Below are 16676 nucleotides of genomic sequence, written 5' to 3'. Positions count from 1 at the left end.
ATAATCAATTCATAGTCGTTTAGTATGATTAAGGAGACTTTTATGTTAAATCAATTTTCAAGAACTCAATTATTATATGGAAAAGAAGCCATGGAAAAACTTAAAAACAGCTGTGTGGCCATCTTTGGTCTAGGTGGTGTCGGCGGTTATGTAGGCGAAGCGCTTGCAAGAAGTGGAATTGGCTCTTTTGATTTAATAGATGATGATAAAATTTGTCTAACAAATCTCAATCGTCAAATCATCGCTGCATTTGATACAGTTGGTCAATATAAAACAGATGTCATGAAAGAAAGAATGTTAAAAATTAATCCGAAAGTCAACATTCAAACACATCAATGTTTCTTTTTACCAGAAAATGCATCTGATTTTTCATTTGAAGATTATGATTATATTATAGATGCAGTTGATACAGTTTCTGCAAAAATCGAACTTGTTTTAAAAGCACAAGAATATAATATTCCTATTATTTCAAGTATGGGAGCTGGAAATAAAGTTGATCCTACCCAATTTAAAATCACAGATATTTATAAAACAAAAGTATGTCCTCTAGCAAAAGTCATGCTTAGAGAACTTAAAAAAAGACATGTTAAAAAATTAAAAGTTGTTTATTCTGAAGAAAAACCAATTCGCCCAATTGATGATTTATCCATCAGTTGCCGAACACATTGTATATGCCCTCCTGGTACAAAACGTAAATGTACAATTAGAAGAGATATTCCTGGAAGTAATGCCTTTGTTCCTTCCACTGTAGGATTAATTATTGCAAGTGAAGTTGTTAAAGATTTAACAACTATTTAAAATGGAAGATAATTAATCTATCTTCCTTTTCTTTTACGTTTATTTTCATACATCTTATAATCTGCAATCTCGATCATTCTTTGTAAATCAGTACTTTCTGTTCCATAACAAACACCATATGAAAACGCTAAATTTACACTATGATCATCTGCTAATAAAACGATTTGATCTCTTATTTCATTTAATTGATTAATATCATTATTTAATTTTTCCATTGAATCATAATGATGAAAAAAAGCAATAAATTCATCTCCACCCAAGCGTCCTACCAAACATTTTTCTCCCGAAATAGTTTTTAAAACATTTGTCATTTGTTTTAAATAAAGATCTCCACAATAATGTCCATAGACATCATTTACTTGTTTTAAGCCATCTAAATCTATAAATATCAAAGCATATTGAGCTATATTTTTATCTTCTAATAACTTATTGATTTTTATTTTTAAACCATTTCGATTATATATTTGTGTTAATTCATCGACATCTCTTTCTATTTCTATTTTCTTTCTTTTTATATAAGAGGTTGTGATATCTATCATAACGCCTAATGTAGTATCTTGATCTTTTCGATCATTTATTTGTATATAACGTTTCATTTGAGGAAGATAATAAATATCTTTTTCAACTTGATGTGTATTTATTTTATTTAAAAAATCAATAAAATCATTAATATCTTCTTTAAATTGTGTGCATTGTTGTGAATTTAAAGAAAATATTTCTTTAAACCCATCTGATAAATACAATGTATTTAATTTTTGATTATATTCATAGAACCCGATAAGTTGATTTGTTTGGGTTAAAATATAATCCATTTTTTTATTATTAACTAATAAGCTTTGTTTCATTTCATTAATATAATGACTTAATTTTTGAAATTCTAAACTATTATTAATCGATACTTCCTCATCTAATTGACCTTTAGAAATCTTAGATAATTGATGATTAATTTGATTTATACTATCAATCACATAAACACGAATATATTTAATAATAAGTAATCTAAATAAAATAGATATAATAATTAAACAAACGATCATTTCTAAACAATTTTTAGGTACTTCCTTAAAAAGAACTCTTACAGGAATAATACAATAAATATAATTATTTTTTATTTTCTTTGAAACACAATAGGATAATTGTCCATCAATTTCAGTAAAAAAACCATTTTTTGCTTCTTTAATTTGTGTATCTTTCAATCCAATACTAGAAGCTACATCTCCTATATGATGATGTGTTGTACCAACAATCTTATGATTTTTAGAATTGATTGCATAATATTGTGCTTCATTATTTACTCTAAATAATTTAAATAAATAAGATAATTGATTCTTTTTAGTTGCTTTAGAGGCATTTTCATGATTCATGCCTACTTGTACAATAAATTCTTTATTCTCACTCCATAAAGCAGAATATTGCATTTTTATATGAGAAGCAGTATTTTCCATAATTTTTTGAGTCAGTTGTAAATTTTGATTAGAAAGTAATGGTTTAAAAAAGCTTAGTTGTTTACCTGAATCAAATGAATAACCATAATATTCAGGATGTGTCCCAGAAATAATAACACCTTGCTTATTAAAAATATGAATTTCATCAACTTCAACATACTGTGCTATTTTCTTTAATTCATCAATATTATATAAAGCATCTGGATTTTCTTGAAGACTATATGCAACAGCTTGAGCATTATCAATACAGGTTTGTCGATATTCTTTCTTTTGTTTATTTAAATCTTTTTGATTTTCATTTAAAATTTGTTCAATATGATAAAAAGTCGTTTGTGCTGTATAATTTGCTTCTTTTTTAGCTGTTATACAGTTAAAAAAAGTAACAATAATCACTAAAAAAAAGATAATAAGTAATGTGATTTTTTTACTTTCCTTTTGAATCAATTCCTTTAAACTTTGCATATTCATGACTTCCTTTAACTATTAAAAAGTATAGCACAACTCATTCTTTTTTACAAAATCAACTCTATAAACAAAAAAGAGAATTGCTTTTACAACTCTCTTTATAATTCTTTTCCATTAGACTTACATACTTTTTGATCCCCATAGAATGAATCTTACGGAGGAAGTATGTTAAATCAATTTTCAAGAACACAATTATTATATGGAAAAGAAGCCATGGATAAAATAAAAAATAGTCGAGTTGCTATCTTTGGTTTAGGTGGTGTTGGCGGATATGTTGGCGAAGCTTTAGTAAGAAGCAGAATTGGCTCATTTGATCTAATTGACGATGATAAAATCTGTTTAACTAATCCAAATCGTCAAATTATTGCTACTTATGATACTGTTGGAAAATATAAAACTGATGTAATGAAAGATGGAGTATTGTTAAATTAATACTCCATTTTGATTATTATTCATGAATCATCATCTTTATAATTTCTTTATTCGTTTCCCTCATTCCTTCTCTACCTAATCGTCCAACACTTTGAATCGTTGCTTCAACATTTTCCATCACAAGTCCATCTCCAGATTTAAATTCCTGTCCATTTTTGTACATATGATAACCTAAAATAGCCGCATCAACACTAGAAGCAATTTTTGCTGCACAAGAAGCTTTTGCTCCATCACAAACAATACCTGAAACATTGGCAAGTGTATTAACAATTGTATGAATGACAGCTTGATAATCTTCATCGTATAAATAAGCAATTCCTGCACCAGCTCCAGTAGCGGCACTTACTGCCCCACAGTAAGCTGATAAAGTTCCAATACCACTTTTTTCATGAATCGCTACCAGATTAGATAGAGCTAACGCTCTAAACATTTTTTCTTTTGAAACCTTTAATTCTTGAGCATAGATGATAACAGGTAAAGAACATGTCATCCCTTGATTACCACTACCAGAATTAATAACAACGGGCAATTCACATCCATTCATTCTTGCATCGCTACCGGCTGCAGCATAAGCCTTTGCTTTGTTTTTGACATCATTGCCGAAAGATTTTAAAAGAACTTTTCCAATATTAGCTCCATAATTATCTTTTAAACCAGCACAAGCAATTGCGTAATTATAATCTATTTGTCTTTCTAAAATATCTTGAATATCTGTCAGTTCAACAGTCGTTATAAAGTCATAAATATCTTTTATATCTAATAATGAACGATCTGCTTTTTCTTTTTTTACAACACTTTTTTCTTCTTGAAGAATTTGTCCATTTTTTTCTATACAAACAACATGCATATGAGAATCACTTATTCTTACTTTTACATAGTCCTTTTTATTCCAAACCGTTATTATGTAATCAAATACTTTTGAACTATCCAAAAAATGTTCTTCAAAATCTACTTTTTCTATATATTGATCAATTTCTTTCTTTGTTTTTTCATCAATTTGACTTAATACTTCTAAATATTTATCATCATTGCCTCCTATGATTCCAGCACAAACAGCTGCTTTAATTCCTTTTAAATGATGTGTATGAGGAACAATGACACTCTTTACATTTTTTATAATACTTCCACTTGCTTCTACAACAATTTTTGTAGGTAGATGATTTAACACTTTTCTAGCAATACTTGCTCCATACGCTAATGAAATCGGTTCTGTACATCCCATAGCAGGTATTAATTCTTCTTTTAATATTTGAACAAATGCTTGATATTTTTGCTCTGTCTTTTTCATATGAATACTCCTTGATTAATTGATAACTCTAGTTTAATATGAATATGTTATCAAGTAAATTAAACGTTTTTAATAAAGCTGTTTAATTTTTTTAATAGGAGACTCTTATGGAAATACAAGAACTTATTTCATTTACAACTATTGTTCAACAAGGAAGTTTTTCAAAAGCTTCTAAAAAATTAGATTATTGTCAAGGATCTATCACCATTCATATCAAAAATCTTGAAAGAGAACTTGGTGTACAATTGTTTGATCGCTTAGGTAAAAAAGTAACTCTTACAAATCACGGCAAAACGTTTTATCATCATTGTATAAAAATACTTGATGATATTTCATGTGCAAAAGAAGCCATTAATCCTTCATTAGAACTTAATGGACATCTTACAATTGGAACTATTGATTCATTATGCTCTTCTATAGTTCCTAGACTTATTTGTAAATATCATCAATACCATCCTCATGTATCTGTTTCAATTACAACAGATACAATCGAAGGTCTATTAAAAATGCTTAAAAATAATGATATTGATTTTGCATATTTAGTTGATAAACAACTTTTAGATACAGATTGGTTAAAAATATATCAATCTAAAGAAGATGTTACTTTTGTAGCATCATGCCATCATCCAATTTGCAAAATCAAACAGCCAACGATTCAAGATATCTTATCTTACCCCATTATTTTAACAGAAAAAGATGCTAGTTATCGTCGTCTTCTTGAAGAAAAACTTCATGAAAATCATTTAGAAATCAAGCCTTTTATTCAATCTAAAAACACAGATTTACTTTTAGAACTATTAAAACTTGATCAATATATTAGTTTTTTACCAAAATATATTTTAGAAGATGCTTTAAAAAATAAAACAATCACTCAAATCAATCTTCCTGATTACAAAATTGATGTCTATCGTCAACTTCTTTGTCATAAAGATAAGTGGCTTTCTCATGAAATGAAAGCATTCTTTCAATTAATAAAAGAAAAATATTAAAAAAGAATTGCATTTTGCAATTCTTTTATAATTCCTCTCCATTAGACTTACATACTTTTTGATACCAGTAGAAAGAGTCTTTACGTGCACGATGTAAATCACCGTTGCCATCATCATCCATATCAACATAGATAAATCCATAACGTTTTCTCATTTCACCAGTTCCTGCTGAAACCACATCAATACATCCCCAAGGCATATATCCCATTAAATCAACACCATCTTCATCAACTGCTTTTTTCATTTCAATGATATGTTGTTTCATATAATCAATACGATAAGGATCATGAATTGAACCATCTTCTTCCACTGTATCGATAGCTCCTAAACCATTTTCAACGATCCATAGTGGTTTATGATAACGATCCCATAATTCATTTAATACAATACGAAGACCAACTGGATCAATTTGCCATCCCCAATCATTTGCTTTTAAATAAGGGTTTTTAACAGCACTTTCTAAGTTAGAAGCTGTTTTTTTAGCATCTACGTTTACAGTCGCAACACTTGTTGAATAATAAGAGAACCCAATATAATCAACAGTACCTGCTTTTAATGTTTCTAAATCTCCATCTTCCATCTTTAATTCAATACCAGCATTTTTGTATTCAATTAATTTCCATTCTGGATAGAATCCTTTATTTTGAACATCTGTATAGAATGTACGTAATCTTTTTTCTGTAATACGTTTCCACATATTTTCTGGATTACAATCTTCTGGATAAATTTCTGAATAATTGATCATCATCCCAATTTGAAATTCTGGATTGATTTCATGACCACGAATTACTGTTTTTGCTGCAGCAACAAGCATATGATGAACAGCTTGTGCAACTTTATCTGGTCTAGATAAAGCTTCTGTAATTCCTAAGTTTGTGTAATCTTTACAGAAATTGATTTCATTAAATGTTAACCAATATTTAACTTTATTTTTATAACGATTGAAAATTGTTTCTACATAATGCATATAGAAATCAATTGTTTTTCTATTATACCAACCATCATATTCTGTTGCTAGATGAAGTGGTAAATCAAAATGTACAATTGTTACTTGTGGTTCAATACCATATTTTAACATTTCATCAAAAACATCATCATAGAATTTTAAACCTTCTTCATTAGGTTCTTTTTCATCCCCATTTGGGAAAATTCTTGTCCAGTTAATAGACATACGGAATGATTTAAATCCCATTTGGGCAAATAATGCAATATCTTCTTTATAATGATGATAGAAATCAGTTGCCACATGGCTTGGATAATATGTATCTTCATCCACATATGGTACAGCACCATCAGGTACTTCAGTTCCACGACGATCAATAAATTTTGTTGATCCATCAGCAAGCTTTAAAGCCATACGTCTAGGAATATTATTTCTTCCATCTCCACCAGTGATGACATCTTGAATAGCAAGTCCTTTACCACCACTTAAATATCCACCTTCATATTGGTTTGCAGCTGTTGCTCCTCCCCAAAAAAATCCTTCTTTAAATCCCATTGATACTTCCTCCTTGTTTTCTTATAATATTATATTCATTTTTATGTATTCGGTTTCATTTTTTCACTTTATGAAAATCTCATTTTCATAATAATACAGAATTCGTTATAATAAATATATATTCGGAGGGATAATATGAAATTACATCAATTACGTTATTTTCAATGTCTAGCTCATTATTTACATTATCGTAAAGCAAGTGAAGCTCTTTATATTTCGCAACCTACACTTTCATTTGCAATCAAAGAATTAGAAAAAGAACTAGTTGTTGCTTTATTTAAAAAAGAAGGAAGAACTATTCAACTTTCTCAAGAAGGAAAAATATTCTTAGATTATGTATCAAAAAGTTTACAAATTTTAGATGAAGGAATTCATGCTATTCAACCAAAAAAAGATATTAAAATTTCATCTATTCCTACTGTCATTAATAGTTTTCTTGTACCTTTTATCATTCATTTACAAAAAGAACAACCTCAAATCAACATACAATTTCGTAGTGAAAAGACAGAAACAATTACTCAAAAAATATTAGAAAATCAAAGACAATCATTTACAATATATTCCTCTTATTAAAAGAAAACTTGTCATTGTACTTTCAAAAGAAAATCCTTTATCAAAAAAAGAAAAAGTAGAATTAAAAGATCTATTAGATTATCCTTTCTATACTTATCAAAAAAATATGACACTTTATAGTACAATTAAAGATTTATTTATAAGTTAACATTTACCCTTTAAACCTACTAACTATTTTGATGATGAAAATTCGATGATTGGTTTAGTAAATGCTAATTTAGCTGTTTCTATTATGGAAGATAATGATACGCTTCTTTCTTATCAAAATATTATAAAAAAAGAAATTTCTCTTCCTTATAAAGAAAGAGAAATCTATATTGTATATGATCCTTTAAATATTTCTAAATTATCTTTAGATATTATTCAAGAAATGATAAATTTTAAAAATGTTTGATAGATTTTATCTATCAAACCATAGAAATTATGATATTGTTTATAATTATCTTTTTATTTTAAAATTCTTATATAAAAGTGAGGATTTTTTATGGAAAGAAGTCAAATAATTGATATAAAACAATTTAATACATTTTATGATATTAACTATCATTCAATTTGGTCAAATTAAACATATCAAGAAAAATACACTCATTATTGAAGAAAAACAAAAAAATGAAAATATATTTTTCTTACTTCAAGGTATTGCTTATAATTATTGCCTTTTTGAAAATGACAGTAAAAGAATACTCAATATTGAAAATCAAGAACATTTTTTAAACGAAGACGCTATCTATCAAGAATACGCTTCTTCAAATATTAAAGTCTTAAAAAATTCTACTATTTTAGTAATTCCTATTTCTATCATTAAAGAGTTAATCCATGATAATTTTCTATTTTCACAAAAAATACAATCATCGTTAGCTTCTAAATATATAGAAAATCAAAATCTTTTAAAATTTAATTCTTATCAAAATAGTCAAGCGCGTTTAACTATATATCTTTGTTATTTAGCTCATAAACTTGGTATTCCTTATCAAGATGACATTGAAATTCCTTTTGATTTTTCAGTTGTTTTTCTTTCTCAATTAATTGGTGCAAAAAGAGAAACAACTTCTAGAATTTTAAATCAACTTATTGATCAAGATTTTATTTACTATCATCAAAAACATTTAGTCATTAAAAATTTAAATTTATTTAACCGTTTAAAAAGTATCGCTTTTTCGTGATACTTTTTTAAAACTCTAAATTTAAAATATCTTTGATATGTTCAACCGTCATTTCTTTTCCAGTCCATAATTTAAAAGATTCTGCTCCTTGATAAAGCATCATACCTTCGCCATTAATAGCTTTTTTAACCCCAAATTTTCTAGCAACTCTTAATAATTCAGTTTCTTTAGGAGCATAAACAGTATCTGCTACATAAAAATCTTTTCTTAAATAAGTTTCATTCCTACTCCTGTTGCATTAACAAATAAGTAAGATTCATTCATTTCTTTTCTTAATGCTTCATGATCTGCTCAATCAAAAACTTTAGCTTTTGATTGAGTATTTTCATTAATATTTTTACAATTAAATAAAGCTTGATTATAAAATTCATCTTTTCTATTAAAAATAGAAATCTCTGCGACACCATCTAAAGCCGCTTGTATTTCAATAGCTGTAACTGCTCCACCAGCCCCAACAATCGTTATTTTTTTACCAATAGGATCAAGATTGCTTTCTTTTAACACTTTTATAAAACCAACGCCATCAGTCGTAGTACCAGTTAAAACACCATCATCATTAATAACAGTATTAACTGCTTGGCCCATCTTAGCAACAGGTGTTAAGTGATCTAAATACTTTACAATTGTTGTTTTATTAGGCATAGAGACATTCCATCCTCTTACTTTCATTGCCTTTAAACCTTCTACAGTTTTCTCTAAATTTTCATGATTAACTTCATAACACATATAACAATAATCTAATCCTAACTTAGCAAATGCTTCATTATGCATTGTTGGACTTTTAGAATGTCTAATAGGATTAGCAATAAGTCCTATTAATTCTGTATTCCAGTCACTCTTTCAGTAATTTCTGCCATTTTTATTTTCCCCTCTACAATAATTCTTTTTGTTTTAATAAATGAATAATATTTCTTCCCTCTTGTGTTCCTTCAATAATACGTCTAGCTCTTTTACAGTCTCCAATTTCTAAAACATCACCATTTTTATCTTGATAATAATCTTTAAGTTGTAAATAAAGTGGATTATAAGCTTTCATTCCTAAACATACAAAGCCATAATCAAATGGAACTTTTATTTCTTGATTTTCTTTTTCTACAATAAAATAGCTTTCATGTAATTCTTTTAATTTTGTTTGTGTCATTTGTTTTACATGATGTTTTTCCATCATTTCTTTTGTTTGTGATTTTGTAACAGGATCAAGATCTCTTCCAATTTGATTCATCATTTCAATAATAGTAGGTGATGCCCCTCTATTAGCAAAATATTCAGCAACATCTAATCCTACTGCTCCTCCACCAACAATAACAATCTCTTTATTGGTTGTATCATCTAGATAAAGATCTAGATGATTCATAAATTTATCAATACTACTTACCTTATGATTATCTAAATCAATATTTTCCTTTAATCCACTAATTGGTGGAAGGATTGATTTTGAACCAGTTGCAACAACAATATCAGATTTAAAATTATCAACAAAATCAACGTTTGCTTCTACTCCTTTTAAAATAAATCGTGTAACTTTTCTGCTCTTTTTTCTAAATACTTAGGAAAATGAGCTATTCTTGTTTTTTCAGGTATTTGACTAATTTGTCTAGCTAAGCCACCTAAAGTTTTTTCTTTTTCTATTAAAAATGTTGTACATCCTACTTCACTTGCTGTACAAGCTGCTTCAAGTCCTGCTGTTCCCCCACCAATAACTACTACATTCGTTTTCTTATTTACTTTTTGTTTTTTATAAAAATCATCATAGAAAACATCTGGATTAACTGTACAACGGATTGTTCTATTTAATCCAATACGATGTCCTGCACATCCAATATTACAAGAAATACATTGACGAATTTCATCTATTTTTCCTGTTTTGACTTTATGAGACCAACTTGGATTTGCAATTGTTTGACGACCCATTCCAATTAAATCAGTATCTTGGTTTTCAAGAATTTCACAAGCACTTTGAGGATTGCGAATATCTCCTGATGTCATGACTATTTTATCAGGAAAAACTTCTTTAATAGCACGTGCCATATAACGACGCCATCCATCAGGATAATATGAAGCATCTATTGGTTTATGAATTGAATCACTTAATCCTGCAGAAACATCAATCATATCAACTTCTTTTACAAAGTATTTAAGTCATTCAATGCTATCTTCTAATATATTACCACCATCTAAAAATTCATCTGCAGAAATTCTTATAATAACAGGAAAACGTGGACCGACTACTTTTCTTACTTTTTCTACAATATTTTAGCAAAACGTGCACGATTTTCTATATTTCCACCAAATTCATCCGTTCTATCATTCGTAAGTGGTGATAAAAATTGTGAAATTAGATATGAATGTCCTGCATGTATTTCAATGGCATCAAAACCTATTGTTTGAGCTCTTTTAGCTGAGGTTGCATAATCATCAGCGATACTATAAATTTCCTCAACTGATAATTTTCTTGGAATAGCACCGCATTCTTTATTTGGTAAATTACTTGCAGAAACAGGTTGCATACCAATACGACTTTCCAAGGCACTTGCTCCTGCATGATTTAATTGGATAGCAATTTTAGCTCCATATTGATGAATTGTCTCACATAATTTATAAAGTCTTGGTATATAATTATCAGCATCTATTCTAAGTTGTGTAGTTCCATTACTTCCCTCTGGATATTTCACACAAGCATTTTCAACAATCATAAGCTCATAACCTCCTTGAACTCTTCTTTCATAATAATCCATATGTAGAAAACTCATTTCTCCATTTTGTTCACCAAAATTAGTTCCCATAGGTGTCATGACTAATCTATTTTCTAATGTTAATCCATTAATTTCTATTGATTCAAATAAGTTTTTATATTGGTTCATTGATATCCCTCCACATATTATTCAAACAAATAGAAAAATAATAAAAAATAACAAAACCGTGATATATATCACAAAAAAAGAATATGTCCTTAAAACATACTCTTAATACTTAATATCTAACAATTCTTTAAAACAATTTAAATGATAATCTGCAAAAGTGCAATGATAAGCACTTGATAAAGCTGCTACATTCATAGAAGCGCTTTTAGCAGCAAAACATCCTGAAATTGCATCTTCTACAACTAAACATTCTTTATAAGGAATATTAAGCAAGTCTGCAGCTTTCATGAAAACCTCTGGATGTGGTTTTGAATACTGAATAGAATTTCCATCGCTAATTGCATCAAAGAAAGTATCTAAACCTAGTTGTTTTAAAATAAGCATTGTATTTTTACTTGAAGATCCAATAGCAAGTTTTAATCCTTTTTTTCTTAATTGTTCTAGTGTTTCTTTGACTTCTTTAGATAAATCTTTTGTAGACATTTTTAATAAATATTGTTGATAAAGCTTATTTTTTCTATCAGCAAATTGTTCTTTTTCTTTTAATGAATAGTTTTCTTTTGATTTTTCTAAAATAATATCTAAACTTTCCATTCTAGAAACACCTCTTAAACGTTCATTATCTTTTTCATCAAAAGGAATATTTAAATCATCTGCTAAAGATTTCCAAGCTAAATAATGATAATGATCTGTTGAACAAATAACACCATCTAAATCAAAAATAATGGCTTTCATCTTTTTGTATCCCACCTTCCACAATAGACATCAACTGGACTTTTTCCAACAAATTTTTCTTTTCCAAGAAGCTTATCCACTAAAACTTGTAATGTTTGATCATTGTTTGTATAACAATTAATATAAGTTTTTATCATTGGTACATCAAAAAGATGATATGGATTAGCAAGAGAGACAAAAATAGTTGGCACATCTTGCATAAACCATGGCGCATTTGCTGCCATTAATTTTATCCATTCTACTCTTCTTGTCGTTTGATTACTCGCTGTATCATAATTAGCTACATAAATGACTAGATCACATTTTTCTTTGATATCTTTTATACCACCTTCAAATACCTCTTGAAAATCTAAACGTTTTGTATCAAATTCATAAACATTGAATCCCTCTTTTTGTAATAAATTGGTTAGTGATAGTTGTGTTCCTTCTTCTTTAAAACCACCATTATCTTGATCAGTTAGATTATATATTCTAATTTTTTTGTATTTATCACTTGTTAATGGTAAAACACCTTTTTGTTCTTTAACTAAAGTAATAGCTTGTTTAGCGCATTCTTTTGCTAAGCTTTGATGTTCGATACAACCTACAATCTTTTCAGATTCTTCTACCTCACTATGATCAAACAAGCCATTTGCCATCTTTGTACCAATAATTCTTAAAACAGCTTCATCTAATCTTTTTTGAGATAAAAGTCCTTCTTTTAAACCATTTTTTATAAACATGTAGTCTTCATCGATATTTTTATTAAATAAAATCATATCACAACCTCTTTCAATACATAGAGGTAATGCTTTTGATCTAGACATAGCTACATTAAACCCAATCATTGCTGTAGCATCTGTTACAACTAATCCATTAAATCCTAATTTGTTTCTTAATAACACTGTTAAAATCTCTTTTGATAAACTTGCTGGCATATAGTCTTCTTCATTGCATTCAGGATTTATTTCTTTAATATAATGAGGTAATAAGATATGCCCAACCATGATTGAACCTATTCCATTATTAATAAAATGTTGATATATTTTTCCATAACTATTATTCCACTTATTAACGGTTAAATCATTTACACTACTTAATAGATGCTGATCTCTCATATCCACGCCATCTCCTGGGAAGTGTTTAATACAAGGTAAAATATGGTTTTCTTTAAGTGCTTCAATTTGACAATCAGCAAATTTAATAATTGTTTCTTGATTTGAACCATAAGTTCTAATATTTGTAATAGGATTCAAAAAATTATAATCAATATCAACAATAGGAGCAAATGACCAGTTACATCCTACTGCGTGTGCCTCTTTACCTGCAATCATTCCTAAATCATAAGCAAATTTTTCTTGATTAGTAGCAGCAACAGACATTTGTCTAGCAAAATATGTACCATCAAGGCAAATGCCATTTCCCCCACTTTCTAAATTAGCAGCCAATAATAATGGTATTTTACTTTGGCTTTGAAGTCTATGATGAATTCTTTTTATCTCTTTTGAAGGAAGTGGGCGATACATCATTGCTCCTGGTTTATATTTTTGAATGAATTCGTCTATTTCTTTTTCATCTTGAACATTACCTATAGGACAAAAGATTTGTCCTATTTTTTCATCTAATGTCATATCATTACATATCTTAGTAACTTTTTGAATTTGTTCATCATTTAAATTAAATGGATTTGTTGATAAATCTATCATATATTTTCTCCATTTCTTTCAATAATTTCTTTATACCAATAAAAAGAATCTTTCTTATAACGTTTACAATCCATAATATCTTGATCTGTGCGATTGACATAAACTAGACCATATCTTTTTGAAAAACCTTGGTGTGAACTAACAACATCAATAAACGACCATGGACAATATCCAAAAACAGGATATCCTTCTTCTTTTGCACGTAATACTTCTTTAATATGGGCTGAAAGATATTCAATACGATAAGTATCATGAACTCTATTATTTTCTAATACATCACTATAAGCCATACCATTTTCAGTAATAATAATAGGTAAAGCATAACGATTATAAATTTTATAGATAATACTTCTAATTCCTAATGGATCTATTCCATTAGACATCCATTTTGTTTTCTTTAAATGTTCATTAGGACAAACTTCAAACATAGAACTTCTAAAAAATGGCGGTAATTGATAATTAATACGATGTTCTTTGTTTTCTTTTACACAAATAGATGAATAATAGTTTATTCCTATAAAATCTGGTTTAGAAGATTTGAGAATTTCATCATCCCCTTTTTCTTGAACTGGATAACAATCCATATTCTTTAAAATACTTTTTACTCTAAATGAATAACTTCCTTTAACAGACATATCTAAAAGCATATACATCATTAATTCCTCAGCATCCATTGCTGCTAAAACATCTTCAGGAGATGAACTATATGGATAAACATTTTGAACAGCATTTACGACACCAATTTTTGCATTTACATCAATTTCTTTAAGTAATTTCATTACTTTCTTTTCTGCTAATGAAGCATGATATGACATTTGATACATATTTTTTGTTTGTAATACTTTATCATTTTCATGATTTCCATTTAGATCACTTGCTGCCATAGCAATCAATTGTTCATTGATTGTCACCCAATGCTTGATCGTACCTTGCCATTTTTGAAAGCAGATTTTAGCATATTCAACAAAAGCATCGATACATTTTCTACTTTTCCAACCACCAAATTCGTCAACTAATGCTTGAGGCATTTCAAAATGATAAAGTGTTGGAATCGGTTCAATATCATTTTCTAAACATAATTGAATAATTTGATCATAAAATTCAAGACCCTCTTGATTGACATGATGTCCATCTGGCATAATTCTTGCCCAACAAAAAGAGAAACGATATGCTTTTAATCCCAATTCTTTCATCAAAAGAATATCTTCTTTAAAATGATGATAATGATCACTTGCTACTTTTGTATCAGCAATACCTTCTTTAACATGACGTACATCTGTTGTTGAAAGTCCCTTACCACCTAAATTGTAGCCTCCTTCTACTTGAAAGCCACTGGTTGAAGCACCCCATAAAAATTTATGCATGTTGATCTCCTTTTTCATTCATTAATGCTTGATTATCAAGTGTTTTAAAGAATGGATAATAAATAATAATCGAAATAACAACAGCAACTAATTGGAAAATACCCCAAGATAAACTACCTTGCATAATTCCTGAAATAAGTGGTGGCATTGAACCCAATCCTAAAATTCCAATTGGAGCGGTCACAATTCCAAATTGAATTAATGCATATCCTAAACAAACCAAAACAATTGGACAAAGAATAAAAGGAATAAGCATAATTGGATTTAAAATAACTGGTAATCCAAAAATAACAGGTTCATTAACACTAAAGATTCCACATGGTAATGTTAGTTTTCCAAATGATTTATATTGTTCACTTTTAGCTTTAAAGAACATTAAAATAACAAGACCAATTGTAGCACCTGAACCACCTAAATTAGCTAAATCCCATAATCCAATATTTAATACATGAGGAATTGCTTTCCCTGCAGCCATGGCTGCTGTGTTATCTCCAATATAACTAAGCCAAATTGGAAATAAAATAGGTAATACTGTCATTGATCCATGAATTCCAAAGAACCATAATAATTGTGCAATTAAAATAATAATGATAAATGCAGGTAAATTCCCTGTTAATGATTGAAGCGGTGTTTGAATAATTGTATAAATGCAATCAGTTGCATTTCCATAAGCTGTCATTGCAAATAACGCTCTTAATACTAAAAATACAATGGTAATGATAACTCCTGCTAATAAAGATGATAAAGATTCACTGACCATTTCTGGTACAGAATCAGGTAATTTAATAACAATATTTTTTTCAGTAATTAAAGCTAATAATCTAGAAACCACTAGTCCTGCAAGTAATGCTACGAAAACTCCTTTTGTTCCTAAATAAGCTGTATTAAAGAAACTAATTCCACTATCTGCTAAAGTTGTACTATCTAATGGAATAAGTAACATATAAGCAAATAAAGATAAAAAACCTGATGTTAAAGTATATTTTTTATTTCCAAATACAGTTGCTCCACGATATCCTACTGCAAAAGCCATATAAACAGCTAATAAATTTGTAGTAACATTTTGAACTCCTGTAAATAACTGACCTAACCCTGTTTTAGCAAGTAAATCTGTATAAGGTTGCCATGAAATATTCGTTAAAATTGTAAAAACTGCACCTAACATGATTATTCCAAGAGTAGACATACATCCACCACTAATTGCATTTAAATATTTGTTTTGTGATAATTTATTAGCAACTGGAACAAGTGTTTTTTCTATAATAGATATTAATTTTTCCATTTCCTATTCTCCTTTATGTATCTGACATTGGCCTTTGTCTACATTGAGTATAACAAGAAAAAGAAAAAAATAAGTCATCAAAAAACCAGTGCTATTTT

19 protein-coding genes are annotated in these 16676 nt (G+C 28.5%); 7 read left to right on the top strand and 12 right to left on the bottom strand.

The window, feature by feature from the left end:
* Positions 1 to 42: 42 nt before the first annotated feature.
* A complete protein-coding gene (locus tag C7U54_RS07345; protein WP_107029851.1) occupies positions 43 to 798 on the top strand; it encodes a tRNA threonylcarbamoyladenosine dehydratase in 756 nt (251 codons plus the stop codon).
* A gap of 17 nt (positions 799 to 815) precedes the next feature.
* On the opposite strand, the gene C7U54_RS07340 is transcribed toward C7U54_RS07345, so the two are convergent.
* Positions 816 to 2705, bottom strand: a complete 1890-nt coding sequence (locus C7U54_RS07340; RefSeq protein WP_162297499.1) for a sensor domain-containing diguanylate cyclase — start codon at positions 2703 to 2705, stop codon at positions 816 to 818.
* 168 nt (positions 2706 to 2873) lie between these two features.
* Between C7U54_RS07340 and C7U54_RS07335 the strand changes: the two genes are divergently transcribed.
* Positions 2874 to 3140, top strand: a complete 267-nt coding sequence (locus C7U54_RS07335) for a ThiF family adenylyltransferase (protein WP_206603605.1) — start codon at positions 2874 to 2876, stop codon at positions 3138 to 3140.
* A gap of 16 nt (positions 3141 to 3156) precedes the next feature.
* Here C7U54_RS07335 and C7U54_RS07330 read toward each other — a convergent pair whose 3' ends face one another.
* Positions 3157 to 4428 (bottom strand): L-cysteine desulfidase family protein, encoded by a 1272-nt coding sequence (locus C7U54_RS07330; RefSeq protein WP_107029849.1) that lies wholly within the window; start codon positions 4426 to 4428, stop codon positions 3157 to 3159.
* A 107-nt stretch (positions 4429 to 4535) separates the two neighbouring features.
* Here C7U54_RS07330 and C7U54_RS07325 point away from each other — a divergent pair, with 107 nt between their 5' ends.
* Complete coding sequence (locus C7U54_RS07325) at positions 4536 to 5417, top strand: LysR family transcriptional regulator (protein ID WP_107029848.1); 882 nt, start codon at positions 4536 to 4538, stop codon at positions 5415 to 5417.
* 25 nt (positions 5418 to 5442) lie between these two features.
* Here C7U54_RS07325 and C7U54_RS07320 read toward each other — a convergent pair whose 3' ends face one another.
* Complete coding sequence (locus C7U54_RS07320) at positions 5443 to 6915, bottom strand: family 1 glycosylhydrolase (protein ID WP_107029847.1); 1473 nt, start codon at positions 6913 to 6915, stop codon at positions 5443 to 5445.
* Between the two features lie 135 nt (positions 6916 to 7050).
* Here C7U54_RS07320 and C7U54_RS07315 point away from each other — a divergent pair, with 135 nt between their 5' ends.
* The 4 genes from C7U54_RS07315 to C7U54_RS07300 all read left to right on the top strand — a co-directional run bounded on the left by C7U54_RS07315 (position 7051) and on the right by C7U54_RS07300 (position 8651).
* Positions 7051 to 7488, top strand: coding sequence for a LysR family transcriptional regulator (locus C7U54_RS07315; RefSeq protein WP_107029846.1), 438 nt, complete (start codon positions 7051 to 7053; stop codon positions 7486 to 7488).
* Positions 7451 to 7636: a LysR substrate-binding domain-containing protein gene (locus C7U54_RS15540; RefSeq protein WP_107029867.1), complete on the top strand. Its 186-nt coding sequence runs from the start codon at positions 7451 to 7453 to the stop codon at positions 7634 to 7636. Before C7U54_RS07315 ends, C7U54_RS15540 begins: the two co-directional genes overlap by 38 nt.
* 45 nt (positions 7637 to 7681) lie before the next feature.
* Entirely contained in the window at positions 7682 to 7882 is a 201-nt protein-coding gene (locus C7U54_RS07305) for a type 2 periplasmic-binding domain-containing protein (protein ID WP_107029845.1), read from the top strand.
* A gap of 136 nt (positions 7883 to 8018) precedes the next feature.
* The gene (locus C7U54_RS07300) at positions 8019 to 8651 is read left to right on the top strand and encodes a Crp/Fnr family transcriptional regulator (protein ID WP_107029844.1); all 633 of its coding nucleotides are present in this window, start codon (positions 8019 to 8021) and stop codon (positions 8649 to 8651) included.
* Between the two features lie 7 nt (positions 8652 to 8658).
* On the opposite strand, the gene C7U54_RS15195 is transcribed toward C7U54_RS07300, so the two are convergent.
* The 9 genes from C7U54_RS15195 to C7U54_RS07270 all read right to left on the bottom strand — a co-directional run bounded on the left by C7U54_RS15195 (position 8659) and on the right by C7U54_RS07270 (position 16578).
* Positions 8659 to 8754 (bottom strand): hypothetical protein, encoded by a 96-nt coding sequence (locus C7U54_RS15195; protein ID WP_233544720.1) that lies wholly within the window; start codon positions 8752 to 8754, stop codon positions 8659 to 8661.
* A gap of 188 nt (positions 8755 to 8942) precedes the next feature.
* Entirely contained in the window at positions 8943 to 9422 is a 480-nt protein-coding gene (locus tag C7U54_RS15190) for a hypothetical protein (protein WP_230308030.1), read from the bottom strand.
* Positions 9423 to 9522: 100 nt separating this feature from the next.
* A complete protein-coding gene (locus C7U54_RS15185) occupies positions 9523 to 10068 on the bottom strand; it encodes an FAD-dependent oxidoreductase (RefSeq protein ID WP_241522589.1) in 546 nt (181 codons plus the stop codon).
* Positions 10069 to 10154: 86 nt separating this feature from the next.
* Positions 10155 to 10763 carry an FAD-dependent oxidoreductase gene (locus C7U54_RS15180; RefSeq protein WP_241522586.1) on the bottom strand — a complete coding sequence of 203 codons (609 nt, stop codon included), beginning with the start codon at positions 10761 to 10763 and terminating at the stop codon, positions 10155 to 10157.
* Between the two features lie 131 nt (positions 10764 to 10894).
* Positions 10895 to 11512: an NADH:flavin oxidoreductase gene (locus C7U54_RS15175; protein WP_230308032.1), complete on the bottom strand. Its 618-nt coding sequence runs from the start codon at positions 11510 to 11512 to the stop codon at positions 10895 to 10897.
* A gap of 102 nt (positions 11513 to 11614) precedes the next feature.
* Complete coding sequence (gene pgmB / locus C7U54_RS07285; RefSeq protein WP_022002159.1) at positions 11615 to 12247, bottom strand: beta-phosphoglucomutase; 633 nt, start codon at positions 12245 to 12247, stop codon at positions 11615 to 11617.
* The gene (locus C7U54_RS07280; RefSeq protein ID WP_107029842.1) at positions 12244 to 13932 is read right to left on the bottom strand and encodes a glycoside hydrolase family 3 protein; all 1689 of its coding nucleotides are present in this window, start codon (positions 13930 to 13932) and stop codon (positions 12244 to 12246) included. The genes pgmB and C7U54_RS07280 overlap by 4 nt, the downstream gene beginning before the upstream one ends.
* Positions 13929 to 15296 (bottom strand): glycoside hydrolase family 1 protein, encoded by a 1368-nt coding sequence (locus C7U54_RS07275; RefSeq protein ID WP_107029841.1) that lies wholly within the window; start codon positions 15294 to 15296, stop codon positions 13929 to 13931. The genes C7U54_RS07280 and C7U54_RS07275 overlap by 4 nt, the downstream gene beginning before the upstream one ends.
* Positions 15289 to 16578, bottom strand: a complete 1290-nt coding sequence (locus C7U54_RS07270; protein ID WP_107029840.1) for a PTS sugar transporter subunit IIC — start codon at positions 16576 to 16578, stop codon at positions 15289 to 15291. Before C7U54_RS07270 ends, C7U54_RS07275 begins: the two co-directional genes overlap by 8 nt.
* Positions 16579 to 16676: the final 98 nt, after the last annotated feature.

The organism is Faecalibacillus intestinalis (assembly GCF_003024685.1).
GTDB lineage: Bacteria > Bacillota_I > Bacilli_A > Erysipelotrichales > Coprobacillaceae > Faecalibacillus > Faecalibacillus intestinalis.
This window is presented reverse-complemented; position numbering and strand designations above follow the sequence as displayed.

Bases quoted from the DNA above. Each gene is read 5' to 3' on its own strand.
- C7U54_RS07345 (WP_107029851.1), top strand. From the start codon at position 43: ATGTTAAATCAATTTTCAAGAACTCAATTATTATATGGAAAAGAAGCC.
- C7U54_RS07320 (WP_107029847.1), bottom strand. From the start codon at position 6,915: ATGGGATTTAAAGAAGGATTTTTTTGGGGAGGAGCAACAGCTGCAAAC.
- C7U54_RS07305 (WP_107029845.1), top strand. From the start codon at position 7,682: ATGATTGGTTTAGTAAATGCTAATTTAGCTGTTTCTATTATGGAAGAT.
- C7U54_RS07340 (WP_162297499.1), bottom strand. From the start codon at position 2,705: ATGCAAAGTTTAAAGGAATTGATTCAAAAGGAAAGTAAAAAAATCACA.
- C7U54_RS07330 (WP_107029849.1), bottom strand. From the start codon at position 4,428: ATGAAAAAGACAGAGCAAAAATATCAAGCATTTGTTCAAATATTAAAA.
- C7U54_RS15180 (WP_241522586.1), bottom strand. From the start codon at position 10,763: ATGATTGATGTTTCTGCAGGATTAAGTGATTCAATTCATAAACCAATA.
- C7U54_RS07335 (WP_206603605.1), top strand. From the start codon at position 2,874: ATGTTAAATCAATTTTCAAGAACACAATTATTATATGGAAAAGAAGCC.
- C7U54_RS15190 (WP_230308030.1), bottom strand. From the start codon at position 9,422: ATGCATAATGAAGCATTTGCTAAGTTAGGATTAGATTATTGTTATATG.
- C7U54_RS07275 (WP_107029841.1), bottom strand. From the start codon at position 15,296: ATGCATAAATTTTTATGGGGTGCTTCAACCAGTGGCTTTCAAGTAGAA.
- C7U54_RS07280 (WP_107029842.1), bottom strand. From the start codon at position 13,932: ATGATAGATTTATCAACAAATCCATTTAATTTAAATGATGAACAAATT.
- C7U54_RS07315 (WP_107029846.1), top strand. From the start codon at position 7,051: ATGAAATTACATCAATTACGTTATTTTCAATGTCTAGCTCATTATTTA.
- C7U54_RS07270 (WP_107029840.1), bottom strand. From the start codon at position 16,578: ATGGAAAAATTAATATCTATTATAGAAAAAACACTTGTTCCAGTTGCT.
- C7U54_RS15195 (WP_233544720.1), bottom strand. From the start codon at position 8,754: ATGATGCTTTATCAAGGAGCAGAATCTTTTAAATTATGGACTGGAAAA.
- pgmB (WP_022002159.1), bottom strand. From the start codon at position 12,247: ATGAAAGCCATTATTTTTGATTTAGATGGTGTTATTTGTTCAACAGAT.
- C7U54_RS07300 (WP_107029844.1), top strand. From the start codon at position 8,019: ATGATATTAACTATCATTCAATTTGGTCAAATTAAACATATCAAGAAA.
- C7U54_RS15175 (WP_230308032.1), bottom strand. From the start codon at position 11,512: ATGAACCAATATAAAAACTTATTTGAATCAATAGAAATTAATGGATTA.
- C7U54_RS07325 (WP_107029848.1), top strand. From the start codon at position 4,536: ATGGAAATACAAGAACTTATTTCATTTACAACTATTGTTCAACAAGGA.